Here is a 21,227-nt window from a genome sequence, read left to right on the forward strand (position 1 = left end):
TCATTTCCCCTTATTTGATTTCTAATTTTTATTATCAACATAAAAGCCTACGATTACAAGAGTTCCGAAAATAAAAAATCTACTCCAATGCAGATTGGAGTAGAAAAAAAGTTATTTTTTACCATCTTGATATTTCGCCAAGTATTCTTTCGCTTTCGCTGAATCCGCTTTTAGCTCATTTCCTGTTTCGACAAGTGGACTAACTGTCGAAGAAGCTTTCATTTTATTTCCTTGATAGAAGTTAATAAATTCTTCTTGATTAATAGAGTAAAGAATCGCTTTTCTTAAATCTTCACTGTTCGCTACTTCTCGATTAGATGTATTAACGAGTAAGTAAGAAACGGCATTGCTCTTATTTTTTTGCAGGTGAAGCTTGCTATCTCCTTCAACGAGGTCATATTTAGTTTCAGGAACACCATTGAATAAGTGGATCTCACCATTTCGAAGAGCAGATAATGCACTATCAGGATTTTCAATGAATCGAACCGTTACTTGAGAAATTCTTGGTTCAAAATCCGTGCCTTTCATATAGGCAGGGTTTTCGTAAAAAATCGCTTCATAATCATTTTTATACGATAAAATATATGGGCCGCTTGCATATAAATGATTATTGTATTGATCACCCTCTGTCACTGTATTTTGATCACCATAAGGAATATCCTTCGCTGGGTCAAATGAAGCTATATCATACGTATTAATGCTTTCGACTTGTTTTTTCGATACAATCCCTGCAGATTGGTGCGCCATATAGTTCAATACTTGTGGGAATGGCTCTGTTGTCGTTACTTTGACAACTTGGTATTTTCCATCTTTATTATTCGCATCATTTTTATCCGCAACTAGTTCTTTAATTTTCACATCTAATCCATCTTCAAGTGCTTCTCGGATTGTTCCGTTTCCACCTGATTGCTTCACGGAATCAAGCTCGCTTAGGTCTGTTACAACTTCAGCATCTTTAATATGCTCATGCAAGCTGTAAGTACGATGATCTGGTACAGAGTCTTTATCTTTAGCACGATTCAATGAGAAAATAACATCGTCCGCACCTACACGTTCACCAGAGTCAACAGCTTTTTTATCTGTAATTTTTGCAAAATTAATATCATCTCTTAATAAGAAATAGTAATCTGAGTTTCCATCTGCAATGCTGTGATTTAGTGAAAGTGAACCGTCAGAAGTTACGACATCATCATCCGTTAAATTAACAAGACGAACATACATATTTGTATTCAGTGTATTGATTGAACCATCATTCCCTTTAATTGGGTCAAGGGATGTTAATGTTCCTATTGCTTGTTGAACGATTAATGGATCCGTTTCTCTTTTCGATTTATCGGTAAAATCAATTGTTTCCCACGCAACTGCGCGAGATTTTGCAAGACGGACAGTATCAGCGTTCACAATATCCTTATTAACACCTTGTGCTTTAAAAGAATTATATAGGGGTACAATATAAGCTTTATCAAAAACAAGACGATCTTCAAATTTCTTATACGTATCAGCAAATTGATCTGGTGTTTCTGTAGCTGCTTGATCAATTAACTTATCTACTTCTTCATCTGACATAATGCTATAATCTCCACCAGTTTTGAAAAGCGAACGAACTGCATAATCAGGATTTCCTGTTACCGTTGTCCAACTAGAAACCGCTAAGTCATAGTTTCCTGCATCTTTTTGCGTAGTAAAGCTACCATAGTCTGGTTGGATATTTAATTTTACTTCAAAACCATTTTTAATTAGCTGATCGCGAACGATGTTCATATCATCTTCACTAGTGCTCATTCCAAGAATTTCAATTGTTGGTTTTGATGTATTTGCTGTTTTATTACCTTCATTCGACTTTGATTCATTTTTAACATTTGATTTCGTATTGACACATCCAGCCAATACGAGGATAAACGCTAATAATAATGGCAATATGGCTTTTTTCATTTTCTTTCCTCCTAATATTTAAATAGACTTTCGGCATACACCGAGTTAGATAGTACAAGTTTTTCTAGTACCGTTTTTTTATTTCCCTTCCTATTTAATAGGGGGATATTTCACTTTTATTAGTAAAATTACCCGTTCTATATTGAACGAGATAATAATTTACATACAACGTAAGAGCTAGCTACCGTTGATTTCCGTTCCAGGCGGACGCTTTCCGGGGGGCGTGCGGTGAGCCTACTCGGTCGCTTCGCGCCCAGCGGGGTCTCATCTATCACGCTGTTCCCCCAGGAGTCGCCGCCTTCCACTTCAATTCAACTAAGATATTCTTTTGCTCATGGTAAGGTCAGTGATCATACCATGTTCCAAAATGCCGTTTATGGGAAAGGGAAAACGCCAATGTTAAACCCTAAATCAAACCAAAACGTCAAATAAAGAACAAAAAGAAGCCCAAAAATGGTGAAAAAGTATACCTATCCAGCCCGGAAATTGTAAGAAAATTAGTCGATCGTTTTTTTCGCTGTAGCATCAGGAAAAAGAAGCTGCCAAGGGATCAACTGTTTGAGTTTTTCCAATCACAATCTTTATACGGAAGAATATTCCATATCATTGGGGAAAGATAATCTTCGGCTTTTACTAATACCCCCAAAACGCCTGAAAAATGGAAACCCGTTTATAAAGAAAGAACACCAGTAGAACGATCAAATAAACTAGAAGAAATGAATTATCATTTGGAATCTGGTCGGCATCGGTCTACTAAAATATGGTACATCCGGTCATATGCCATTATGATGTGTCAGCATATTGATGCTTGGTATTTTCATCAAAAAGATGAACTGTTGTTCCTTAACAGTCAAATTCCCTGTTCAATGGCTAAATTTTTTAAAGGATCTTATCCAAGGGTTTACTGCTTTTAAAACAAAATCCATTAAAGGTTGATTGAAGCGAAAGTGCGAGACTCCTGGTCGGCTAAAGACGGCCACGTCCTGTGGCCAACGCCGACACTAGGACGTCCTGTCCGTCGCGGGATCTGCGGGACAGGTGAGACCCCACAGGCGTTTACGCCGAGGAGGCTCACCGCCCGCCCCGCGGAAAGCGAGCAACTGTAGCGGAAATCAACCAAGCACTATCTTGGTAGGCAGCAATGTTTACAAACAACCTTTTTAAAAAATACATATGTGACGCTGCATTGGTATGTCTATTTTTGAAAAACCTTTGAAAATAGACATACCACATCTTCAATTAATCCCAATTCCCAATAGGCTTTTGGAAATTCCGAGATTGTACTTAGTGTAAAAGCGACTTATAAGCGCTGAAACTAAACAAAAATTAATCAAGTTTCGGATCTAAAGCATCTCTTAACGCATCACCCAAAAAGTTAAACGACAATACGAGCATGATGATTGCTAGCCCAGGGAAAATAGCAAGATAAGAATGAGACTCAAGATACGTACTGCCAAGTTTTAAAATATTTCCCCATTCAGGGATATGGGGCTCTACTCCAAGACCGAGAAAGCTTAAGCTACTTGTTGCGATGACGGCAGAGCCGATCGTAAGGGTAGCTTTCACTATCATAGGCGCAAGTGAGTTAGGAACAATTTGTTTAAAAATAATTGAAAAATCGCTTGAGCCTAACGCTCTGGCTGAATCGACATATTCGAAATTAGATACCATCAATACATTCGCCCGCATTGTTCTCGCGTAAGTAGGAATCGACCCGACACTTAGCGCCAAAATCAAATTCATCGTGTTAGCCCCAAATGCGGCGATAATCGCAATCGCTAGCAGAATTCCCGGGATCGCATATAAAACATCTAGCAAACGCATAATGACATTATCTGTGCGTGGGCTATAATAACCTGCTATCGCTCCTAGTATTCCACCGATAACTGCTGGGATAATCGTAGAAATACATCCAACAATGAGCGAAATTCTTGCTCCAAATACGATTCGTGAAAATAAGTCCCTTCCAAAATTATCAGTTCCAAGCGGATATGCTAGACTTGGAGTTTGCAGTAGCACCTCATAATTATTTTCAGTGGCCATGTCATAATCAAAAGTGAAAAGGCTGCATACGGATACCGAAAAGACGAAAACGATAAAAAACATTCCCAACATAGCAGTCGTATTTCGCGTAATTTTCTCCCAGATTACATTCCACTTGCCAATACTTGGCTTATCACTGTTGCCCTTTTGAATCAACAAATTAACTCCGAGCAATAACGCAAATAAATTCCCCGTTAACGAAGTCGCCACTAGCGCAATTGCAATAACATTCATCCATTTCGAAACTCTTTCCGTTTGCTTTGCAACGAATAGGAGTACCACTAAATAAAATGCACTTATTAAAAGCAATATGAGCATCGCCAGTGGAAATGTATCCGTTACATATGGTTTAAACAGATTAAGAGCTGAAAGAGCTATGATAAATATCTGGTTGACCAACATGTAATAGGCGAAGGTATATTCCGGTGTTTTCTTTTCTTTTATTAGATTGAATGCAAAAGCAACGACAAACAGATTTCCGGTTAGTATACTGAACAGTTGAATAAATCCTAATCTTCTCGTTGACTTTTTTATATAACCCTCTTTATTCAAATCCTTTTTGATGAGGAGCGTAATCAAAATTTGAAATAAGGTAAATAAAAGATATACGAGAAAAACACTGAACATTATAGGTTTAATCGTTTTTGCAGTAAAATCAAAACTATTAATAAAAAGGATAACCGTAAGTGCCAAGGAAGAAATCCATGTGAAATTTGCTTGTGTGTATTCTGTTGATAGTTTTATAGCATGTTTTTTATGAAAACTGCTTATTTCTTTCACGATATTGGCCATCACTACACCTGCTTTAATATTGTTTCATTTTCGAACGGATACGCGGGTCGAAAAATGCATATAGAATATCAATTAAGACATTTACTAACGAAATCGTTATGGCAATATAAACAACTCCGCCCATAATGCTCGGAATATCAGGAATAAATTGTTTGTCTACGATGTAGCTCCCAATCCCGCTTATATTGAACACCTTTTCCGTAACCGCTGCCCCACCAAGCATCCCGCCGAAAAGAAGACCAATCACTGTAATGATAGGAATCATCGCATTTCCAATTGCGTGTTTCCATAAAACATGACGCTGACTCAAACCTTTCGACTTGGCCGTAATAATATAATCTTCATTAATGACTTCAAGCATAGAGGAACGCGTCATCCTCGCAACAGAAGCCGTCAATCCCGTACCAAGCACAACAACTGGCATAATAATTGAGAGCCAGTTTTGTGGGCTGTACGTTGCCGGGAACCATTGCAACTTTATTGAAAAATTCAAGATAAATATAAGCCCTTGCCAAAAACTCGGAATCGATAATCCAATAAGAGCAATAAACATAAATGAATAATCGAAAAAAGAATTGGGCTTAGTTGCTGATACGATTCCAATAGGAATCGCGATTACAATCGCCATGATTAATGAAAAAATCGTCAATTTAAACGTAATAGGAAATTTATTCGCGATACTCGTTGCCACATGTTCATTTCCGGTAAAGGACTTTCCAAGATCAAATGTAGCAATTCCTTTAAGCGCGTCCCATAATTGGACAAAATAAGATTGATCCAGTCCATATAATCGGTTGAAATTCGCAATTTGTTCCTTCGTAGCAGATTCACCAATAATATTTGCCGCAGGATCAAATGGAGATAGATATAAAATCGAAAATACGAGTATGGCTACGCCGAGAATAACGAATATACTCATAATCAATCGTTCAAAAATGTATTTTAGAAAGGCATTACTATACAACAGAATAAGGATATACATTGGTAAACCAGGTATAAATGAAACAATTAAAAAAAGCGGGTTATAGATAAGAGTTTGAAATATAGTTTCAAACGTCAATCTTTTCTCCCCTTGTTTATCAAGGTCCTCTTTTGTTTTTTCAAGCAATGTCTTCTGAAATTTTTCTTCTGCCCACTTTTCCGCTTTCTGATCAATCTCACGCTGGGATATTTTTTCGTTAAAAAACTCTTGTTTCCGTAGAAGCTGATTTTGAAAATCTCGCCTTAACTCTTCCTTATATCCTGAGGTGAGCAAAGATTTCTTTGTTTCTTCTAAAATTACAAAATAGGAATCATTTTTTCTTTTATATAAATAGTAGAAAAACACAAATATATGAACAGGCAAACCTAGTATCCAAAGCAAGTATTTATAAGAAGGACGCAATTGCATTTTCATATATGTCCGGCTTAATAGAGCTTGCACACTTTCACCTTTTTGGATTTTCTTATTTGTTTCCATGACCCCTTTCAATAATGATTCCCTCCCCCCATATATAATGACGTTTTCTTTTTATGTCAGGCTATTAAATTAACACACTTTTAGTATATAAAAGTATAATTGCATTAATCCGACCGGTATAGTATAGTTTATTTTAGCTTTATTTGAAAGTCAATCATTAGATTTTTTTGGCGGTGGAAAAATTGGAGCCTATTTTAAAAGTAAAAGATTTACGTGTATCTTTTCATACCCGGGACGGCGAATTTGAAGCTGTTCGCGGTATAAATTTTGAAGTAAAAAAAGGCGAAACACTTGGGATTGTAGGAGAATCGGGTAGCGGAAAAAGTGTTACTGCTAGAAGTATCATGCGCCTCCTCCCTTCACCTCCTTCATATATGAAAGCTGGCGAAATTACCTTTCTTGGAGAAAATCTCGGTTTTAAGACTGAAAAGGAAATGGAAGCAATCAGAGGGCGAGATATCGGAATGATTTTCCAAGACCCTATGACTTCCTTAAATCCTACCATACGAATTGGTAAACAGATTGCTGAAAGCTTAATCAAACATCAGAAACTATCAAAAAAGGAAGCTAAGGAACAAGCCATTGAAATATTGAAGCTCGTAGGAATACGCAACAGCGAAGCACGCTATAACCAATATCCACATGAATTTTCTGGTGGGATGCGCCAAAGAGTTATGATTGCGATTGCTCTAGCTTGTCGCCCGACATTGTTGATTGCTGATGAACCAACAACTGCTCTTGACGTGACCATTCAAGCGCAGATTTTAAACGTTATGAAAGATATTCAGGAAAAATTCGGGACATCTATTATTTTAATTACACATGACCTCGGGGTCGTTGCTGGAATGTGCGACCGAGTAGTCGTCATGAAAGACGGAGAAGTAGTTGAAACGGGTACAACAGATGAAATATTTGAAAGCCCGAAGCATCCTTATACAATCAGACTATTAAATGCATTACCTCGATTAGACGAGAAGAAAAAACCGAAAAAAACTCCGCTGATTTTAGGCACGATGGATAAAGGGATGCCTTTACTTGATGTCAGATCCTTAAAACAATATTTCGATATGGGTAAAGGAAATGTGTTAAAAGCGGTCGATAATATTAACTTCCATATAAAACCTGGCGAGACACTTGGACTTGTTGGCGAATCTGGTTCAGGAAAATCAACGACGGGCCGAGCTATTTTAAGGCTACATGAACCAACGGACGGAGAAATCTTATTCAAAGGAATGGCTGTCAATCGTCTGTCAAAAAATGAAATGAAAACGATGCGTCGCCATATGCAAATGATTTTCCAAGACCCGTATTCTTCACTTAATCCGCGATTTAAGGTACTTGATATTATTGGACAAGCGTTAGATATCCATCAATTAAGTGGAAGCAGTGCAGAAAGAAGAAAAAAAGTAGAAAAACTGCTCGATATGGTTGGGCTCGAACCTTTCCATGCCGATCGCTATCCACATGAATTTTCTGGCGGACAGCGTCAAAGAATTGGAATAGCAAGGGCACTTGCAGTGGAGCCAAAATTTATCGTCTGTGACGAGCCCCTATCGGCACTCGACGTTTCGATTCAATCACAAGTCGTGAATTTACTGGAAGACCTTCAGCAACAACTTGGTTTAACTTATTTATTCATTGCCCATGACCTATCAATGGTGAAGCATATAAGCGACCGCGTTGCCGTTATGTATGCTGGAAAAATTGTAGAACTTGCGGAAAGCGAAGAATTGTATAGTAATCCGCAGCACGAATACACAAAGTCGCTGTTGGCAGCCATTCCGATTCCAGATCCAAAAGTAGAATCACAGAAAAAAAGAGTATTGATGACGGAACAAACGGATGAAGATAAATATGGGTTGCAGAATTCTGAGCTAGTAGAGGTGTCGCAAGGTCATTGGGTAGCAATATCGAGAAATTAAGATGTTTTCATTCCGAAAAAGGAAGCTTTCCCCTTTGAGTTTTGGAATAAGGACCTGTTACCCCATAAGTCTCACCTTAAATTGGGACGTCTATTGCAGTTAATCATATGTGTTCGAACAACTGCCACCTCTTTTAGTTTATTCGAATTTAACAGTACTAAAAACAGATAGAAAACATAGGAAACCCTCATTGGATAAAGGGTTTCCTCTTTTTATTTTAATCTGACCATAACTGAATCAAAGCTTCAGCACTTTCATGAAGATTCTTTTGAGCATTCAAGGTGATATGTTTTTGCATTCCTTTATTATTTATGTGCTTAATAAAATCTCCCATTGACTTGATTGCTTGTTTTTGATGTTCTTTTTCATTATGGTGCTGAGCCTGTTTTAAATTGTTCATTAATTGGTTGGCAAGTGGACCACTTACTTCTCCTGCAGCAATATAGTTGTCTAGTAGTTCCTTCATATACTCTAGGCTCACAGCATGTGGTTCAGTGCTATCATCTTTTTCAGGAGTGAACTTAATATAATCGTAATAAGCGCGTACCGGGCTGCCAGGATAAACAAACTCTCCCGTCCACGTTCTGGCCGCGGCACCAGCACCAGACCATAAATTCGCCATAATAGAGGAAGGTTCCGATGGTAATTCGATCTCATCCCCCTCTACAGTACGAACCAATTCCCCATCAACAAACCACTTAATATAATTTGCAGACCACTCTATAGCATAGTCATGAAAGTCTTCCGAGGCATCGAATCCAAGATCAATGATAGCATGAGCATTCTTTCCTCTTACGCCGCCTATAAAAAAGTTAGTCTCTAACTTGGTAGTATCTTTTCCAAGTATTTCAATATCAATTTCATCGGCGTTTGGAGAATATGTGAATAAAGAAGTGACAAGACCGACACCTTTAGCGACTTTTATTCGTCCCTCTATTCGTCCATATCCGTATTTTTCCAAAGTATAAAATTCACCAGAGGTATAAGGTTTATCATTGTTATTTGGAGCATCATCTAATCGAAGCGCCATTTTCCCTTCAGAAAACTCTACATGATCGTTTAGCCACCCAACGCCAAAGTCGGCTCCATTTGCCCATCCATCAGATCGATACCATAACTCAGGATTAAAAAAATCAAAATGATCTTCAAATCCTTCATTCGGCTGATTTGCCGAGGAAACGTTAGAATTAAGTGGATAAAATGCGGCGATCATTAAAATAATAGACACTCCTTTTATCATCGTCTTCAGCATATCATTACCTCCTTTCAAAAGATCCCCATTATTACTGTGAACACAAAAAAACAATAAATTGTAAATGCATCACCCCCACGCATTAAACCGCCTTCATTTTGAGGATATAAAATAATCAATTTACCTATTTCTGTCAGTTATTTCATGTTGATCATATTAACGTCTTATAAAAAGATTAAATTTGTTCCAGCAAATGGTCAATACTACTAAACTACCAAATGATCTCTCACTGATCTTTCTTCATCCAATCATATCCCTAATCGATTTCCTTGGCTTCTTCAATATAGATTGTGATCTGCAAAAAGAAATAAGTCCCCTTTGTATTTGAAACCGGGAACCTATTTCCTTGTGATCATGAAGTTTTATGTTGAATACTTCGTCACTTTAACTACATTCTTACTCCGAATCGATACTTTTTGATAGTATAGGGACCCCGTAATAATTACGAAAAGTGTTGCAACGATCCACATTATTTCGACTCCAATGGAATCCCAAACATTGATTAGCATTAAAAATCCAGGAATCGTTGTGGTAATAAGTGCCTGAATCAATGTTACCCAGCCAGTGAAAATAGCAATATCTTTTTTTAGGGCAAGCAGCAGAAAGAACAGCGTCCATAGGAATGCCCACATAAACCAAATGATACCAAACTTCGGATCATGGAAATGGACAAAACTCATAATCCCGTAGCCTACAGCCATAAACGCCACCCATAATGAAAACCAACCGACACCCGCACTATCCCATTCCTTTAAGTTCGTTATCCCTACATAAAGATATGTTAGGCTAAATAGGAAGACTCCTGATGCATTAAAGATCACCCAAGAATCCGATCCAGCTGTAAATATTACATAAAAAGGGGTAATCACTTGGATGGCTCCAAGAAACAAATTAAATACTCCAGCACTTTTACTATCTACTTTTCCTAATAGCATCAATGCATTAATGAATAACACAGCACCACAATACAATAAGCCGACATTTTGCATTTCCTTTCCTCCCGCCTCTGCATTTTTAGCTCATGATTACGATGCGCTTTCTGTCTGTTGACTTATTAAATTGACAAATGTGTCTGCAGAAATAACTGGAGCAAAGTAGTTATTGATTCTTTCCATCGCTGCTGCTTCCTGTTCAGGTTTTGCACAACCCGTAGCATCACCTATGATAATTGGGAGATATCCATGATCCCTTGCTGAACGGGCATTTCCTTCAATGCACCAATCAAGGTGTATTCCTGTAAACACAATGACTTCTACTTGTTTTCGTGCGAGCTCCAATGGCAATTGAGTTCCGACAAATGCTGTTTGCAAAGCAAGCTCATTAAATTGTAAATCACCAGGTCTCACTAACGCTTGAAGCTCGTCAACTAGTTCATTATCCTTCACTTTTAGTTCTTCAGTGAAATTTAACTTTTCTATCCAAGTTTCATATTGAACTTTATCAAAAATGGACTTTGGATAATCTTCACGAAAAACACTGTATCCAACCCAATTAAATGAGACAAAATTATGTGCATTCCTTGCAGCTTCCACTACTTTTACGGTTGCTGGCAAACTCCCTCTCGCGCGATGATCCTCGTGGCCTTGTGCTCCCCATGATTCGTATAAAGATTTATTTTGACTAACGGATACAAACGCTGCTCTCCTCGTTAAAATCTCTGCTAAATCAAGTTTTTTCCATTGTGGGGCAAGGTCCGGGATAGCATGAATCCCGCCGATTTTCTTTTCAAAAGTTTCTACTGTTGACATATCCATTCCTCCATTTTTTAATAATACTCATTCACTGCCAATATTCTTGTATGATCCCCCTTCCTTAAGAGACGCACTAAACCTATCCAGTTACTTGGTTTAGAACAAAAAAATAAACCTCTTCGATAAAGAAGAGGTTTTTATTCCGTCCGTTTGTCTCTTCTTATCTTTCAAGCTCTCGCTTGCTGGAATTGGCACAGTACTTAAAAAAGCCTGTTGCCGAGGTGTCATCGGGCCAGTCCCTCAACCTCTCTTAATAAGAATTACATATGAAATTATCTTGAATCTTACATGATGAACTTTGTATTGTCAACCTAATTTTTGGAAATGATTCTAAAGTATGGGTATGTATTTTTTCCATTTGACTCGCCTATCATTGTTATTTATAATGAACACAATATAATATCCTATCCTAAGGGGAGTAGCTATACAATAAAGTCGTCAATACGGGAATCTTTCCTCGGCTTTATTGGCAACGCTTGTTGTTTGCGAGACCTTACCATTTTTCGGTAAGGTCTTTTATTTATTTTATAAGACACTATTACCGAAATTGGTAATAGTGTTTTTTTATTAGGGTAAAGAAAGCATAAAATTTTGTCGATCCTAATTTACAATAAGTCTTTCATTGTCTAGCTTCAGGCGCCCAACGACTAGCAAACTTTCAGCTTCTTCCTGCGATGGGTCAACACTAGGTGAAATTTGAAGTGCCAATTTCACTAGCTCGTCTTGTCTAGCTGCATTCGGCAGCCCCTCGAGGTCATAAACCAGCGGCAATAAAAGTCAAAATACACACTTTTTTGCCTCAGAACATTTGCTTGTCGGGGCTAACCTGGCGCCTTGCGCTTTTCTTATAAGGGAGTTGAGATTTTGAATAAGTATAGAGAACTTGCTGAAAGTGTTGTAATCGATCCAAACAATCATAAGCTCATTCAATTTGACGCTTCTTTATCATTAATTGGCATTGGACGCAGCGCATTTGTATTTAAAATAAAAAATACCCAACTCGCATTAAAAGTGTTTTTTCCAAGTTATCGACACTTGGCCAAAGTGGAAGCCGATGTTTACCAAAGCATCCAACATATTGATTACTTCCCTCAACTATATGAATCCGGAACCCATTATCTTGTAATTGATTATGTTGATGGTTACACATTATTCGAGTGTCTCACCCGTGGGATTCCCATTTCAGAAAACAATATTAAAGAGGTTGATATAGCCATTCAGCTTGCTAGAAAAGAAGGATTAAACCCTTCTGATATTCATTTACGAAACATCATGATCAATAATGGAAAAGTAAAAATGATTGACGTTGCTCGTTTTAAACAAATTGAAACAGACACACAATGGTTGGATTTAAAAAATGCTTTTTATCGTCTTTATACAAAACGATTTTTTCCAAAGAAGATCCCTGCCTCCATTTTAAATGGGATAGCCACTTTTTATAAAATCGCTAATAAAAGAAGTTTTGTCCCTATAAAAATGAAATGATTTTTAGGACTGCGCCACCCTGGTCTTGCATAATGGACATAATGAATGAATACATTTTTATTGGTGGATAATGCATTTGTAGCCCACTGTGGTAAGTAATTACTGGGGAGGAGTGGGTAATTTGGGGTATACGGATAACTATGAAAGGGATGCCTATGGGATGATCGCTTTTTGGTTGCGTAACGATTATGATCATGGCCGATTTTTCGATAGAGAAATAAGTCATTATGAAATAGAACTTGCCCGTGCAAACCAAAATAATATTCAGCGCTTGGGTGCAATATGGAAGAAGGCGGAGGCTAGACAAGGGGATCTTGGAACATTGCTCCTTGAAGCCCAGCATGCTTCAAGTGAATTTCACAGTCTAATCGCCTATACAATGGATAAATCCTTACACTGTGAGGTTATTATTTCAACTCCTGTATCGCTTCTTGATCATATGGTACGGGAAGCCGAAGAGTCTCAAAAAGTCTATAAATTAATGCAAAGTGGCTTTCAAGTTTCTCCATCGGATGCAATCATACATGAAAGCGTCTTTTGGTTAAGGCAAATGGCAGATCATCTAGGTTATATACGCCATTATTTAGATATATCTAATTATGACCTAAACTTTCAGGTAACAATGATGATGCAAAAATTTGAGCGGCTATTAATGCAGGCAACTGCACTAAAAACAATGATACGCAAACCGCGCAATGAAACATTGCCAGTTTTGACGCAATTCAAGCAAATGATTATTAAAGAGGCTAAAAGCTTGGAATCATTCAAATTAGAGTTGGATGATTTAATCAAAAAATGCGCGGCCGTTACAACCTCTCCTCCAGATTTGTTAGAGCATATTGCTAGGGAAGCCCATCACCTTTGGAGAAATTTAGAAGAAGAAAGAATAACATGATAAAACTGAGATAAAAAGCAATGTTTTGATGAAGCTCTTTATTTCAAGCTTAGGATTTTAAATCATCCATCTAAAGCTCTGAATTAGTGGCTTCTTCTTTCCTATTTTTTAGACTTCCCTTTCCCAAATCAAGTATTAGACAAAAGGCATTTAACAGAATGAGTACATTTTTTCTGAACTATTCCTATCGTCTGTAGCCAATTGTTTTTCTCATACGCCTTGTTTCCAAATTCGTCTATTTGGCCACGAATATAACAGATAAAAATCAGGTAGCTTTTATGATTGATTATTGAAAAGGAAGAATGAATACTCCTTATGACAAGATTGGCTAAAGGATCTTGAATGGTACTTTCTGGATGCCCTTTTGGAGAAAAATGATCAAGATTATTGGAAGGACATTGTGGACTTTTCATTGTCTTTTTTTGATCCTTATATTTATTTACGAAATAATTATCTTCTTCTGTCATACTACTGATTTCTTCCCTTGAGAAATATTCATAAATATTTTCTAAACTGACCTGTATTATTCCTAAAATAGCTAAAGGAATGAGTAAAAGGGCCAACGTCATTATTAGACTCTTGAACATTTTTATCCCCACCAACATACTTAAATAAGCTTATAACCACTAATTAAAATCATGATTGCTATGATGGCTCGTAATGGTTTTGCTGGAAGTTTTGATGAAAAAGTACTTCCTAAAATGACTCCAGGTATGGAACCCGCTAAAAGATTAATCATTAACAAATAATCAACATTTCCTATTCCCGCATGCATGAAACCTGCCGCAGTAACTAAAAGGAATGCATGGGCGATGTCCGTTCCAACTAACTCCGACGGTTTCATTTTATAAAGAAACAACATAGCAATGGCAAACATAGATCCAGAGCCAATTGAGGTTAATCCAACGATAAAGCCAAGCACAATACCGATGATGATTGTAATCGTTCTTTTTTCATACAACGGTTTTAGCTGAAGCTTTGATTCATACATCTTTTTGTAAAATGTTTTGATTAGGGTCGTAATGGCTACTAAAATTAATGCATAGCCTAAAGCATGTTTAATCAATTCTTCCTGATTATGAAAAAAAGAGTCATATAAATGAAGAACACTAACTGCACATACAGCACTTGGAACGCTTCCAATCGCAAGATATTTGACTAATTGGAAATTAATGGTCTTTTGCCGCCAATGCTGAAAAGAGCCAAATAATTTTGTAACCGAATTATAGGCAAGATCAGTTCCGACTGCGATAGAAGGATTTATTCCCAATAAAATCAATATTGGAGTTAGAAGGGCAGCTCCTCCGACTCCTGTTAATCCAACTAAAAAACCAACAAACAGCCCCATTGCAATAATGCCAATACTCATTAGGCACACCTCAAACCTTTTTCATCTGACTAGACTTTTATCCCAATTTATGATTGAAATCATTGCACCGTGACCAGAAAAAAATAAAAAGAATAAGCCGTGGTTGGATTTAATCTTTTGGTTTCTATATATATTTGAATCAAGTGATGGAACTCTCAAAGAAATTTGATATTTATAAGGAATTTTTGTTGAATTCACGATTAAATATGAAAATGAATAAGTTTCAGTGGGAATAAAAACTGATTCCTAACGAAATCGGAGAACCAACTAATTTATAGAGGAAATTAAGATTGGATTCCCACTGAAATCGGAAAATCATCAAGTTTCAGTGGGAATTATGAACGGATTCCCGATGAATCAGAAAATCACAATATTCATCGGAAATTAATGCCCAATTTACAATAAAATTCGAGAAATCAATAATTCCTTCTAATCCTTAACAAGTCGTACACACAGATTCCTGGAAGAACTCCATAGAGTCTTTATTTCTTCTCCTGCTCATCCTCATTCAATTTAATCTTCTTACATCCTACATACAAGCAAGATAAAATATCCGCGTCTGGATTTGCTTTTGCCAATCCCTTTACGTAAGGAGTGACTAGATCTTTAAAATCGGCCCCCACTCCTTCCTCCTCCAATATCCCGTAAACATACAGTTTTTTTTCATCAAATAAAATAGCCAAATTCCCGACCGCTTTATTTTTTGAATCTACGACATTCAAGACTTGATAGTGTGGCGTCATTACCTCTGGTGAGAAGTAAATTTCCATGTCATTTCCCTCCCTTTACGTAAACTCCAATTTTTCAAATAATGTATCGTTTTCTTGTGTCGATTCTTTCTTTCCTACTCGAATTAAGACGAGACAGAGAAACGCTACAAACAATGTTAAACCGGCTGTAGACAAAAACATTCCTGTTCGCGACCATTCCATTAAAGTAGTATAAATAGGCGGACCGATAGCAACCCCCAAAAATCGGACTGAACCATATAAAGATGTAACAAATCCCCTTCTATCCGAAGGAACCGATCCCGTAATAAAGCTATTAATACACGGAAGAACAAGTCCAGTTCCAATGCTGCTTATGACAAGGACTGAAAAAAAAGGAACCAAACTTTTAAAGAAAACGAGCAATGAAAACGAAAGTGTCATTAATAATAATCCTAGGACAATTAAGTTTTTCATCAACTTCATGTTTTTTCCAATTTTGCTCCCTGTAATATATGATGTTGTCGTCATGAACAATAAAGGAATAGCTAGAATACCCCCTTTTAACACTCCATCTATTTGATGATCCTTTTCCAAAATATCGGAAATATAAAATAAAATTCCAAATAGCGCAAATAAACAAGTAGCACCCGTTAAATAAGCGACCAATAACCAGCGGCCTTCCGTTTTAAATACAGAAACTAATCCTTTAACATAACTGCCAAGAGGAGGCGGTTCTTTATCTTTTTTCTTTTCCTTTACAAGAAATATGGTCAATAATATTGAAAAAAGGCAGAAAATAGGAAAGGCAAAAAAAGGAGCATACCAAATAATGAGAGCTAACAAAGAGCCGATAATTGGACTAATGACCTTCCCAACTCCGTTTGATGCTTCCACCAATCCTAATACTTTACTTTGTTCTCCCCCTTTAAATAAATCTCCTGTTAAAGCCATCGCGATCGGGGCGGTTCCAGCAGCACCAATTCCTTGCATGATCCTTCCAGCTAGAACCCACGTATATGCATTTGAAAACCAAGCGGCCGCAGCTCCTGCCAATATCCCACCACTTCCATACAAAATAAGTGCAGGGATGATGATCGCTTTTCGCGAAAATCGATCTGATAAATATCCTAAGATGGGAATGGATGCTGCTGCAGCAATCGAAAATACAGAAATAATCAAGCTAATTTTAAATTGGGATACATCTAATTCTGATTTCATTTTCGGCAAAATCGGAATTAGCATGGAATTCCCTAAAACAAGAATGAGCGGGATGGAGCTGATTGCAAGAATCGTCCCACCTTTAGGTTTTTTCTTTGGCATAACGGTCCTCCCCTGCTGCAAATGTCTTTTTATTGTTTGAATGGTCCTCTTTTTTTATGCAGGGCAATCGCCTATTTTCCATGGTAAAAGCCCATTCTTTACACATTCGCCCAATTTCCGAATAGGCTAACCTAGAAAAATAGAGGAGGCACTTTTCCTATGGACTTTTTACAATTACCCGAGAGGACGTCAAAACCAAGGAAGTACGGCTTAACATCTATCATCGATTTAGGCACGCCTTATGATGAACTGAAAAGTATTCTAATGGATTATAGTCCGTTTATTGACGTGGCAAAAATTGGGATTGGCTCAGCGTATATAACCCCAAATGTAAAGAAAAAAATTGATTTATATAAGGAATTCCAAATTAAACCTTATTGTGGAGGCACTTTCTTTGAAAAATGTTATTTTCAAAATAAAATTTCCGAGTATTTAAACTACTTAAAACAACTTGGAATTGATTATATTGAGATTTCTACTGGAACATTGGATATTCCTATTCAAGAACGTCTAAATCTTATATCTCGCCTTGTCGATGATTTTCATGTCATTGCGGAGGTTGGTTCAAAGGATATTAACAATCAAATACCAATATCCGAATGGAAGGAAGAAATTGAACTTTTACTCAATGCAGGTTGTAAGTATGTGATAACGGAAGGAAGAGATTCTGGAACCGCCGGGATCTATGATAAAAATGGCAATATTAAAACAAACTTAATTGCGGATATTTTGCAGGATATTGATCAACAAAAAATCATTTTCGAAGCACCGACACCAAAACAGCAAATGTATTTTATTAATGAAATTGGACCTAATGTTAATTTGGGAAATGTAAAATTGAGTGATGTGTTAGTTTTAGAAGCCCAACGTTTAGGTTTAAGATGTGAAACTTTTTTTATGGGAGAACAAGATCCTGCGATACGGGGTGCAGAATATGTCTGACATCGTAAGTTTCGAAAATTGGGATGAAGAAAAAATTAATATCATTTTACGTGACCACCCAGATTATATGGATATTTTAAAATGGTCCTTCCAGGAATATGGGGAGCAAATTTCGTATGCATGCAGCTTTGGAGCTGAAGGAATTGTATTAATTGATTTAATTAGCAAAGTAAATCCCAATGCGAAAATTATTTTTCTCGATACCGGGCTTCATTTTCCCGAAACATATGAATTGATAGAAAAAGTGAAAAGCCGATACCCATCTTTAAATATCGAAATGGTTAAACCTAAAATTTCGTTGCAGGAGCAAGCAGCAATGTTTGGTGAAAAGTTATGGGAACTTCATCCAAATCAGTGCTGCAATATTAGGAAGGTCCTGCCTTTACAAGAAGCTCTGAAAGGTGTAAAAGCCTGGATCTCAGGTTTGAGACGAGATCAATCTCCGACTAGAATCAACACCCAATTTATTAATAAAGACAATAAGTTTTCAAAAATAAAAATATGTCCCCTCATTCATTGGACTTGGGGAGATATTTTATCATATATCGATTTAAATAATTTACCATACAATCCCCTTCATGATCAGGGGTATCCAAGTATTGGCTGTCAGCCATGTACATCGGCAGTTCTTAATAATAACAATCTGCGATCAGGACGGTGGGCAGGTACTGCGAAATTAGAATGCGGACTCCATCTGACTTAAAAAGGAGGAAATTAGAATTGAGTATATTGCCACACGGGGGAAAAATGGTTAATAGAATGAATCTCTCTTTTATTGCGGACCATTCTCTAAACTTTGTCGAGCTTGATCAATTGGAACTTAGTGATTTGGAATTAATAGCGAATGGTGCGTACAGCCCGCTTGAAGGATTTATGGGAAAAGCTGATTATCATTCCGTGCTTCAAAATATGCGGCTGGAAAATGGCATTCCATGGTCACTCCCCATTACACTGGCAGTTGACGGATGGAAGGCAGCTGAAATCAAAGAAGGAGAGACGATCAATCTTCTTCACAATGATATGATTTATGGAGTATTGGAGGTAGATGAAAAATTTAAGCCCGATAAATATATGGAAGCTGAACTAGTTTATCGAACGACCGACCCTAAACATCCTGGTGTAAATAAATTATACAAAAGACCGGACTGGTATATTTCTGGCCCTATTACTCTTATTAGAAAACCTGAAAAAATAAATTTTGATTTATACCATTTAGACCCTATCGAGACAAGAAAGAAATTTAATGAGTTAGGCTGGAAGACGATAGTTGGCTTCCAAACGAGAAATCCTGTTCATCGTGCTCATGAATACATTCAAAAGTCTGCATTAGAAACGGTAGATGGACTTTTCTTAAATCCTCTTGTTGGAGAAACGAAATCAGACGATATTCCAAGTGAGATTCGAATGAAAAGCTATCAAATTTTACTTGAAAACTATTACCCTAAGCATCGAGTATTTTTTTCCGTCTTTCCGGCTGCAATGCGCTATGCCGGTCCTAGAGAAGCCATTTTTCATGCATTTGTAAGAAAAAATTTTGGCTGTACTCATTTTATAGTAGGGAGAGATCATGCGGGAGTTGGAAATTATTATGGAACATATGACTCGCAAAAAATATTTAGTCATTTTAATGAAGATGAATTAGGAATAAAGCCATTATTTTTCGAACATAGCTTTTACTGTAAAAAGTGCGAAAACATGGCATCAAATAAAACATGTCCGCATGATTCAGAACACCATGTCATTTTATCCGGCACAAAAGTAAGAGAAATGTTAAAAAATGGAGAACATCCGCCAAAGGAATTTAGCCGTCCAGAGGTAGTTGAAGTGCTGATTGAAGGATTAAAAGAAGCTTATATTTTGCATTGAAGGTGATGACATGGGAAAAAGCACTCATATCACATGGCACGATACATTAGTCACGAAAGTGGATCGTCATCTTTTGAACGGTCATAAAAGCTGTGTACTTTGGTTTACTGGCTTATCTGGATCAGGCAAATCGTCTTTGGCGAATGCCTTGGATGTTGAATTATTTCGCCATGGAATTAAAAGTTATGTATTAGATGGAGATAATATTCGCCATGGATTAAATAGCGACCTGAGCTTTAAGGTGGAGGATCGGAAAGAAAATATTCGTAGAATCGGTGAAGTGGCAAAGCTATTTGTAGATAGCGGTCAAATCGTTTCTTCCGCATTTATTTCCCCATTTATCGAGGATCGTCAACTCGTTCGAAATATGTTTAATGAAGGGGAATTTATTGAAGTTTTTATGAATTGCCCATTACATGTTTGCGAAGACCGCGACCCTAAAGGTTTATATAAAAAAGCCAGAATTGGTGAAATTCCAGATTTTACAGGTATCAGTTCTCCTTATGAAGTCCCAATTAATCCCGAGATCGTAATTGAAACAGATAAAATGATATTAGATGAGTCCGTATATATGATTTTATCTTATTTATATGATAAAGAAATATTGCAGAGATTCTGATTTTAAGCTGTCTAGTTATAGCGCCTATCGACTAGAAAACTTCCTATCCTCTTCCCTCCGATAAGTCAACATCGATTCGTCCTAACGGACTCAACCTGTTTCCTTTATCTCAGTCACAGGACAAAAAGGAACGTCGACTAAAAGCCGCCACGTCCTGTGGCGACGTCGACGGACCCACATCCCGTGGGCCTTTATGTCGATGAACAGGCGCTTGCGCTTTTCTTACACCCTTTTTTTATTTTTTTCTCCAATTTGGGGTTAATAAAGCGAGTTTTTGCAGTTTAAATTCATAAATATAATCAATTATATTCGTAGAGAAAAACTGGCAAATTACAGCGTAAACAACAATTTTATAATCGATCACAAGTGAAGTTAGTAGAAAAATTAGTAAGTTGATCCCCATCATCACTTTTCCAGGGCTCCAATTTTTATATGACGCAATCATTAAAGCTGGAATGACCATCCCTCCGCTTGATGAGCCAACACGAATCAAGATTCCGACTCCTATTCCGAAAAAAAAGCTGCCGGCTAAAATATCTAAAATGATATGTATATGTGGGAGAGGAAGCTGCGACGCAAGAATGGTGACAGTCGTTGAGGTTGTTGCCACAGCGATAATGGTACGAAAGGTCCAAGAGGAGCCGAAATATTGATAAGCAAAAATTAAAAAAACGGCATTCGCCAGCCATAACGATATCCCGAGAGGCAACCCAAACCAGTGATTAACGAGAATAGCCAAACCAGCCGCCCCACCTGAGGGAATTGAATGGGGAAATAAAAAAAAGGACATAGCCATCCCTTGTACAAATGCCCCGACTAATAAAAGTATATAAGACGCTAGTAATTTTCTCATCGTTTCACCTCGCGGAC

The 21,227-nt window shown here is 37.3% G+C and carries 19 protein-coding genes and 1 riboswitch; of the genes, 7 read left to right on the forward strand and 12 right to left on the reverse strand.

The window, feature by feature from the left end; genetic code table 11:
- Window positions 1-111 precede the first annotated feature (111 nt).
- From KHA96_RS20390 to KHA96_RS20400, 3 genes are all read right to left on the reverse strand, one after another.
- Window positions 112-1,932, reverse strand: coding sequence for an ABC transporter substrate-binding protein (locus tag KHA96_RS20390; RefSeq protein WP_213131187.1), 1,821 nt, complete (start codon window positions 1,930-1,932; stop codon window positions 112-114).
- A 1,326-nt stretch (window positions 1,933-3,258) separates the two neighbouring features.
- The gene (locus tag KHA96_RS20395) at window positions 3,259-4,767 is read right to left on the reverse strand and encodes an ABC transporter permease (protein WP_213131188.1); all 1,509 of its coding nucleotides are present in this window, start codon (window positions 4,765-4,767) and stop codon (window positions 3,259-3,261) included.
- 13 nt (window positions 4,768-4,780) lie between these two features.
- Window positions 4,781-6,226 (reverse strand): ABC transporter permease, encoded by a 1,446-nt coding sequence (locus KHA96_RS20400; protein ID WP_213131296.1) that lies wholly within the window; start codon window positions 6,224-6,226, stop codon window positions 4,781-4,783.
- Window positions 6,227-6,408: 182 nt separating this feature from the next.
- Between KHA96_RS20400 and KHA96_RS20405 the strand changes: the two genes are divergently transcribed.
- Window positions 6,409-8,148, forward strand: a complete 1,740-nt coding sequence (locus KHA96_RS20405; RefSeq protein ID WP_213131189.1) for an ABC transporter ATP-binding protein — start codon at window positions 6,409-6,411, stop codon at window positions 8,146-8,148.
- 217 nt (window positions 8,149-8,365) lie between these two features.
- On the opposite strand, the gene KHA96_RS20410 is transcribed toward KHA96_RS20405, so the two are convergent.
- The 4 genes from KHA96_RS20410 to KHA96_RS20425 all read right to left on the reverse strand — a co-directional run bounded on the left by KHA96_RS20410 (window position 8,366) and on the right by KHA96_RS20425 (window position 11,922).
- Window positions 8,366-9,400: a family 16 glycosylhydrolase gene (locus KHA96_RS20410; RefSeq protein WP_213131190.1), complete on the reverse strand. Its 1,035-nt coding sequence runs from the start codon at window positions 9,398-9,400 to the stop codon at window positions 8,366-8,368.
- Window positions 9,401-9,762: 362 nt separating this feature from the next.
- Entirely contained in the window at window positions 9,763-10,389 is a 627-nt protein-coding gene (locus KHA96_RS20415) for an AmiS/UreI family transporter (protein ID WP_213131191.1), read from the reverse strand.
- Between the two features lie 36 nt (window positions 10,390-10,425).
- A complete protein-coding gene (locus KHA96_RS20420; protein WP_213131192.1) occupies window positions 10,426-11,148 on the reverse strand; it encodes a cysteine hydrolase family protein in 723 nt (240 codons plus the stop codon).
- 160 nt (window positions 11,149-11,308) lie between these two features.
- A riboswitch (SAM riboswitch) is annotated at window positions 11,309-11,411 on the reverse strand.
- A gap of 340 nt (window positions 11,412-11,751) precedes the next feature.
- Window positions 11,752-11,922 (reverse strand): hypothetical protein, encoded by a 171-nt coding sequence (locus tag KHA96_RS20425; RefSeq protein WP_213131193.1) that lies wholly within the window; start codon window positions 11,920-11,922, stop codon window positions 11,752-11,754.
- 93 nt (window positions 11,923-12,015) lie between these two features.
- Here KHA96_RS20425 and KHA96_RS20430 point away from each other — a divergent pair, with 93 nt between their 5' ends.
- Entirely contained in the window at window positions 12,016-12,636 is a 621-nt protein-coding gene (locus KHA96_RS20430) for a protein kinase family protein (RefSeq protein ID WP_213131194.1), read from the forward strand.
- A gap of 112 nt (window positions 12,637-12,748) precedes the next feature.
- The gene (locus KHA96_RS20435) at window positions 12,749-13,531 is read left to right on the forward strand and encodes a DUF2935 domain-containing protein (RefSeq protein WP_349305818.1); all 783 of its coding nucleotides are present in this window, start codon (window positions 12,749-12,751) and stop codon (window positions 13,529-13,531) included.
- Window positions 13,532-13,659: 128 nt separating this feature from the next.
- Here KHA96_RS20435 and KHA96_RS20440 read toward each other — a convergent pair whose 3' ends face one another.
- The 4 genes from KHA96_RS20440 to KHA96_RS20455 all read right to left on the reverse strand — a co-directional run bounded on the left by KHA96_RS20440 (window position 13,660) and on the right by KHA96_RS20455 (window position 16,930).
- Entirely contained in the window at window positions 13,660-14,094 is a 435-nt protein-coding gene (locus KHA96_RS20440) for a hypothetical protein (protein ID WP_213131196.1), read from the reverse strand.
- Between the two features lie 44 nt (window positions 14,095-14,138).
- Entirely contained in the window at window positions 14,139-14,900 is a 762-nt protein-coding gene (locus KHA96_RS20445; RefSeq protein WP_213131197.1) for a sulfite exporter TauE/SafE family protein, read from the reverse strand.
- Window positions 14,901-15,382: 482 nt separating this feature from the next.
- Window positions 15,383-15,670, reverse strand: coding sequence for a hypothetical protein (locus KHA96_RS20450; RefSeq protein ID WP_213131198.1), 288 nt, complete (start codon window positions 15,668-15,670; stop codon window positions 15,383-15,385).
- Between the two features lie 15 nt (window positions 15,671-15,685).
- Complete coding sequence (locus KHA96_RS20455; RefSeq protein WP_213131199.1) at window positions 15,686-16,930, reverse strand: MFS transporter; 1,245 nt, start codon at window positions 16,928-16,930, stop codon at window positions 15,686-15,688.
- Window positions 16,931-17,089: 159 nt separating this feature from the next.
- Here KHA96_RS20455 and KHA96_RS20460 point away from each other — a divergent pair, with 159 nt between their 5' ends.
- The 4 genes from KHA96_RS20460 to cysC are packed head-to-tail and all read left to right on the forward strand — an operon-like array spanning window position 17,090 to window position 20,357.
- The gene (locus tag KHA96_RS20460; RefSeq protein WP_213131200.1) at window positions 17,090-17,872 is read left to right on the forward strand and encodes a phosphosulfolactate synthase; all 783 of its coding nucleotides are present in this window, start codon (window positions 17,090-17,092) and stop codon (window positions 17,870-17,872) included.
- Between the two features lies 1 nt (window position 17,873).
- Window positions 17,874-18,575 carry a phosphoadenylyl-sulfate reductase gene (locus KHA96_RS20465; RefSeq protein WP_481748259.1) on the forward strand — a complete coding sequence of 234 codons (702 nt, stop codon included), beginning with the start codon at window positions 17,874-17,876 and terminating at the stop codon, window positions 18,573-18,575.
- A 17-nt stretch (window positions 18,576-18,592) separates the two neighbouring features.
- Complete coding sequence (gene sat / locus KHA96_RS20470; protein ID WP_481748258.1) at window positions 18,593-19,738, forward strand: sulfate adenylyltransferase; 1,146 nt, start codon at window positions 18,593-18,595, stop codon at window positions 19,736-19,738.
- A 10-nt stretch (window positions 19,739-19,748) separates the two neighbouring features.
- On the forward strand, window positions 19,749-20,357 hold the full coding sequence (gene cysC / locus KHA96_RS20475; protein ID WP_213131203.1) for an adenylyl-sulfate kinase: 609 nt from the start codon (window positions 19,749-19,751) through the stop codon (window positions 20,355-20,357).
- Window positions 20,358-20,592: 235 nt separating this feature from the next.
- Here cysC and KHA96_RS20480 read toward each other — a convergent pair whose 3' ends face one another.
- A complete protein-coding gene (locus KHA96_RS20480; protein ID WP_213131204.1) occupies window positions 20,593-21,210 on the reverse strand; it encodes a YitT family protein in 618 nt (205 codons plus the stop codon).
- Between the last annotated feature and the right edge of the window lie 17 nt (window positions 21,211-21,227).

It is taken from the genome of Bacillus sp. FJAT-49711 (assembly GCF_018343715.1).
Classification (GTDB): domain Bacteria; phylum Bacillota; class Bacilli; order Bacillales; family Bacillaceae_C; genus Lederbergia.

Coding starts and splice junctions, on each gene's coding strand:
- KHA96_RS20455 (WP_213131199.1), bottom strand. CDS start 16,930: ATGCCAAAGAAAAAACCTAAAGGTGGGACGATTCTTGCAATCAGCTCC.
- KHA96_RS20410 (WP_213131190.1), bottom strand. CDS start 9,400: ATGCTGAAGACGATGATAAAAGGAGTGTCTATTATTTTAATGATCGCC.
- KHA96_RS20480 (WP_213131204.1), bottom strand. CDS start 21,210: ATGAGAAAATTACTAGCGTCTTATATACTTTTATTAGTCGGGGCATTT.
- KHA96_RS20450 (WP_213131198.1), bottom strand. CDS start 15,670: ATGGAAATTTACTTCTCACCAGAGGTAATGACGCCACACTATCAAGTC.
- KHA96_RS20445 (WP_213131197.1), bottom strand. CDS start 14,900: ATGAGTATTGGCATTATTGCAATGGGGCTGTTTGTTGGTTTTTTAGTT.
- cysC (WP_213131203.1), top strand. CDS start 19,749: ATGGGAAAAAGCACTCATATCACATGGCACGATACATTAGTCACGAAA.
- KHA96_RS20420 (WP_213131192.1), bottom strand. CDS start 11,148: ATGTCAACAGTAGAAACTTTTGAAAAGAAAATCGGCGGGATTCATGCT.
- KHA96_RS20390 (WP_213131187.1), bottom strand. CDS start 1,932: ATGAAAAAAGCCATATTGCCATTATTATTAGCGTTTATCCTCGTATTG.
- KHA96_RS20460 (WP_213131200.1), top strand. CDS start 17,090: ATGGACTTTTTACAATTACCCGAGAGGACGTCAAAACCAAGGAAGTAC.
- KHA96_RS20400 (WP_213131296.1), bottom strand. CDS start 6,226: ATGGAAACAAATAAGAAAATCCAAAAAGGTGAAAGTGTGCAAGCTCTA.
- KHA96_RS20415 (WP_213131191.1), bottom strand. CDS start 10,389: ATGCAAAATGTCGGCTTATTGTATTGTGGTGCTGTGTTATTCATTAAT.
- KHA96_RS20395 (WP_213131188.1), bottom strand. CDS start 4,767: ATGGCCAATATCGTGAAAGAAATAAGCAGTTTTCATAAAAAACATGCT.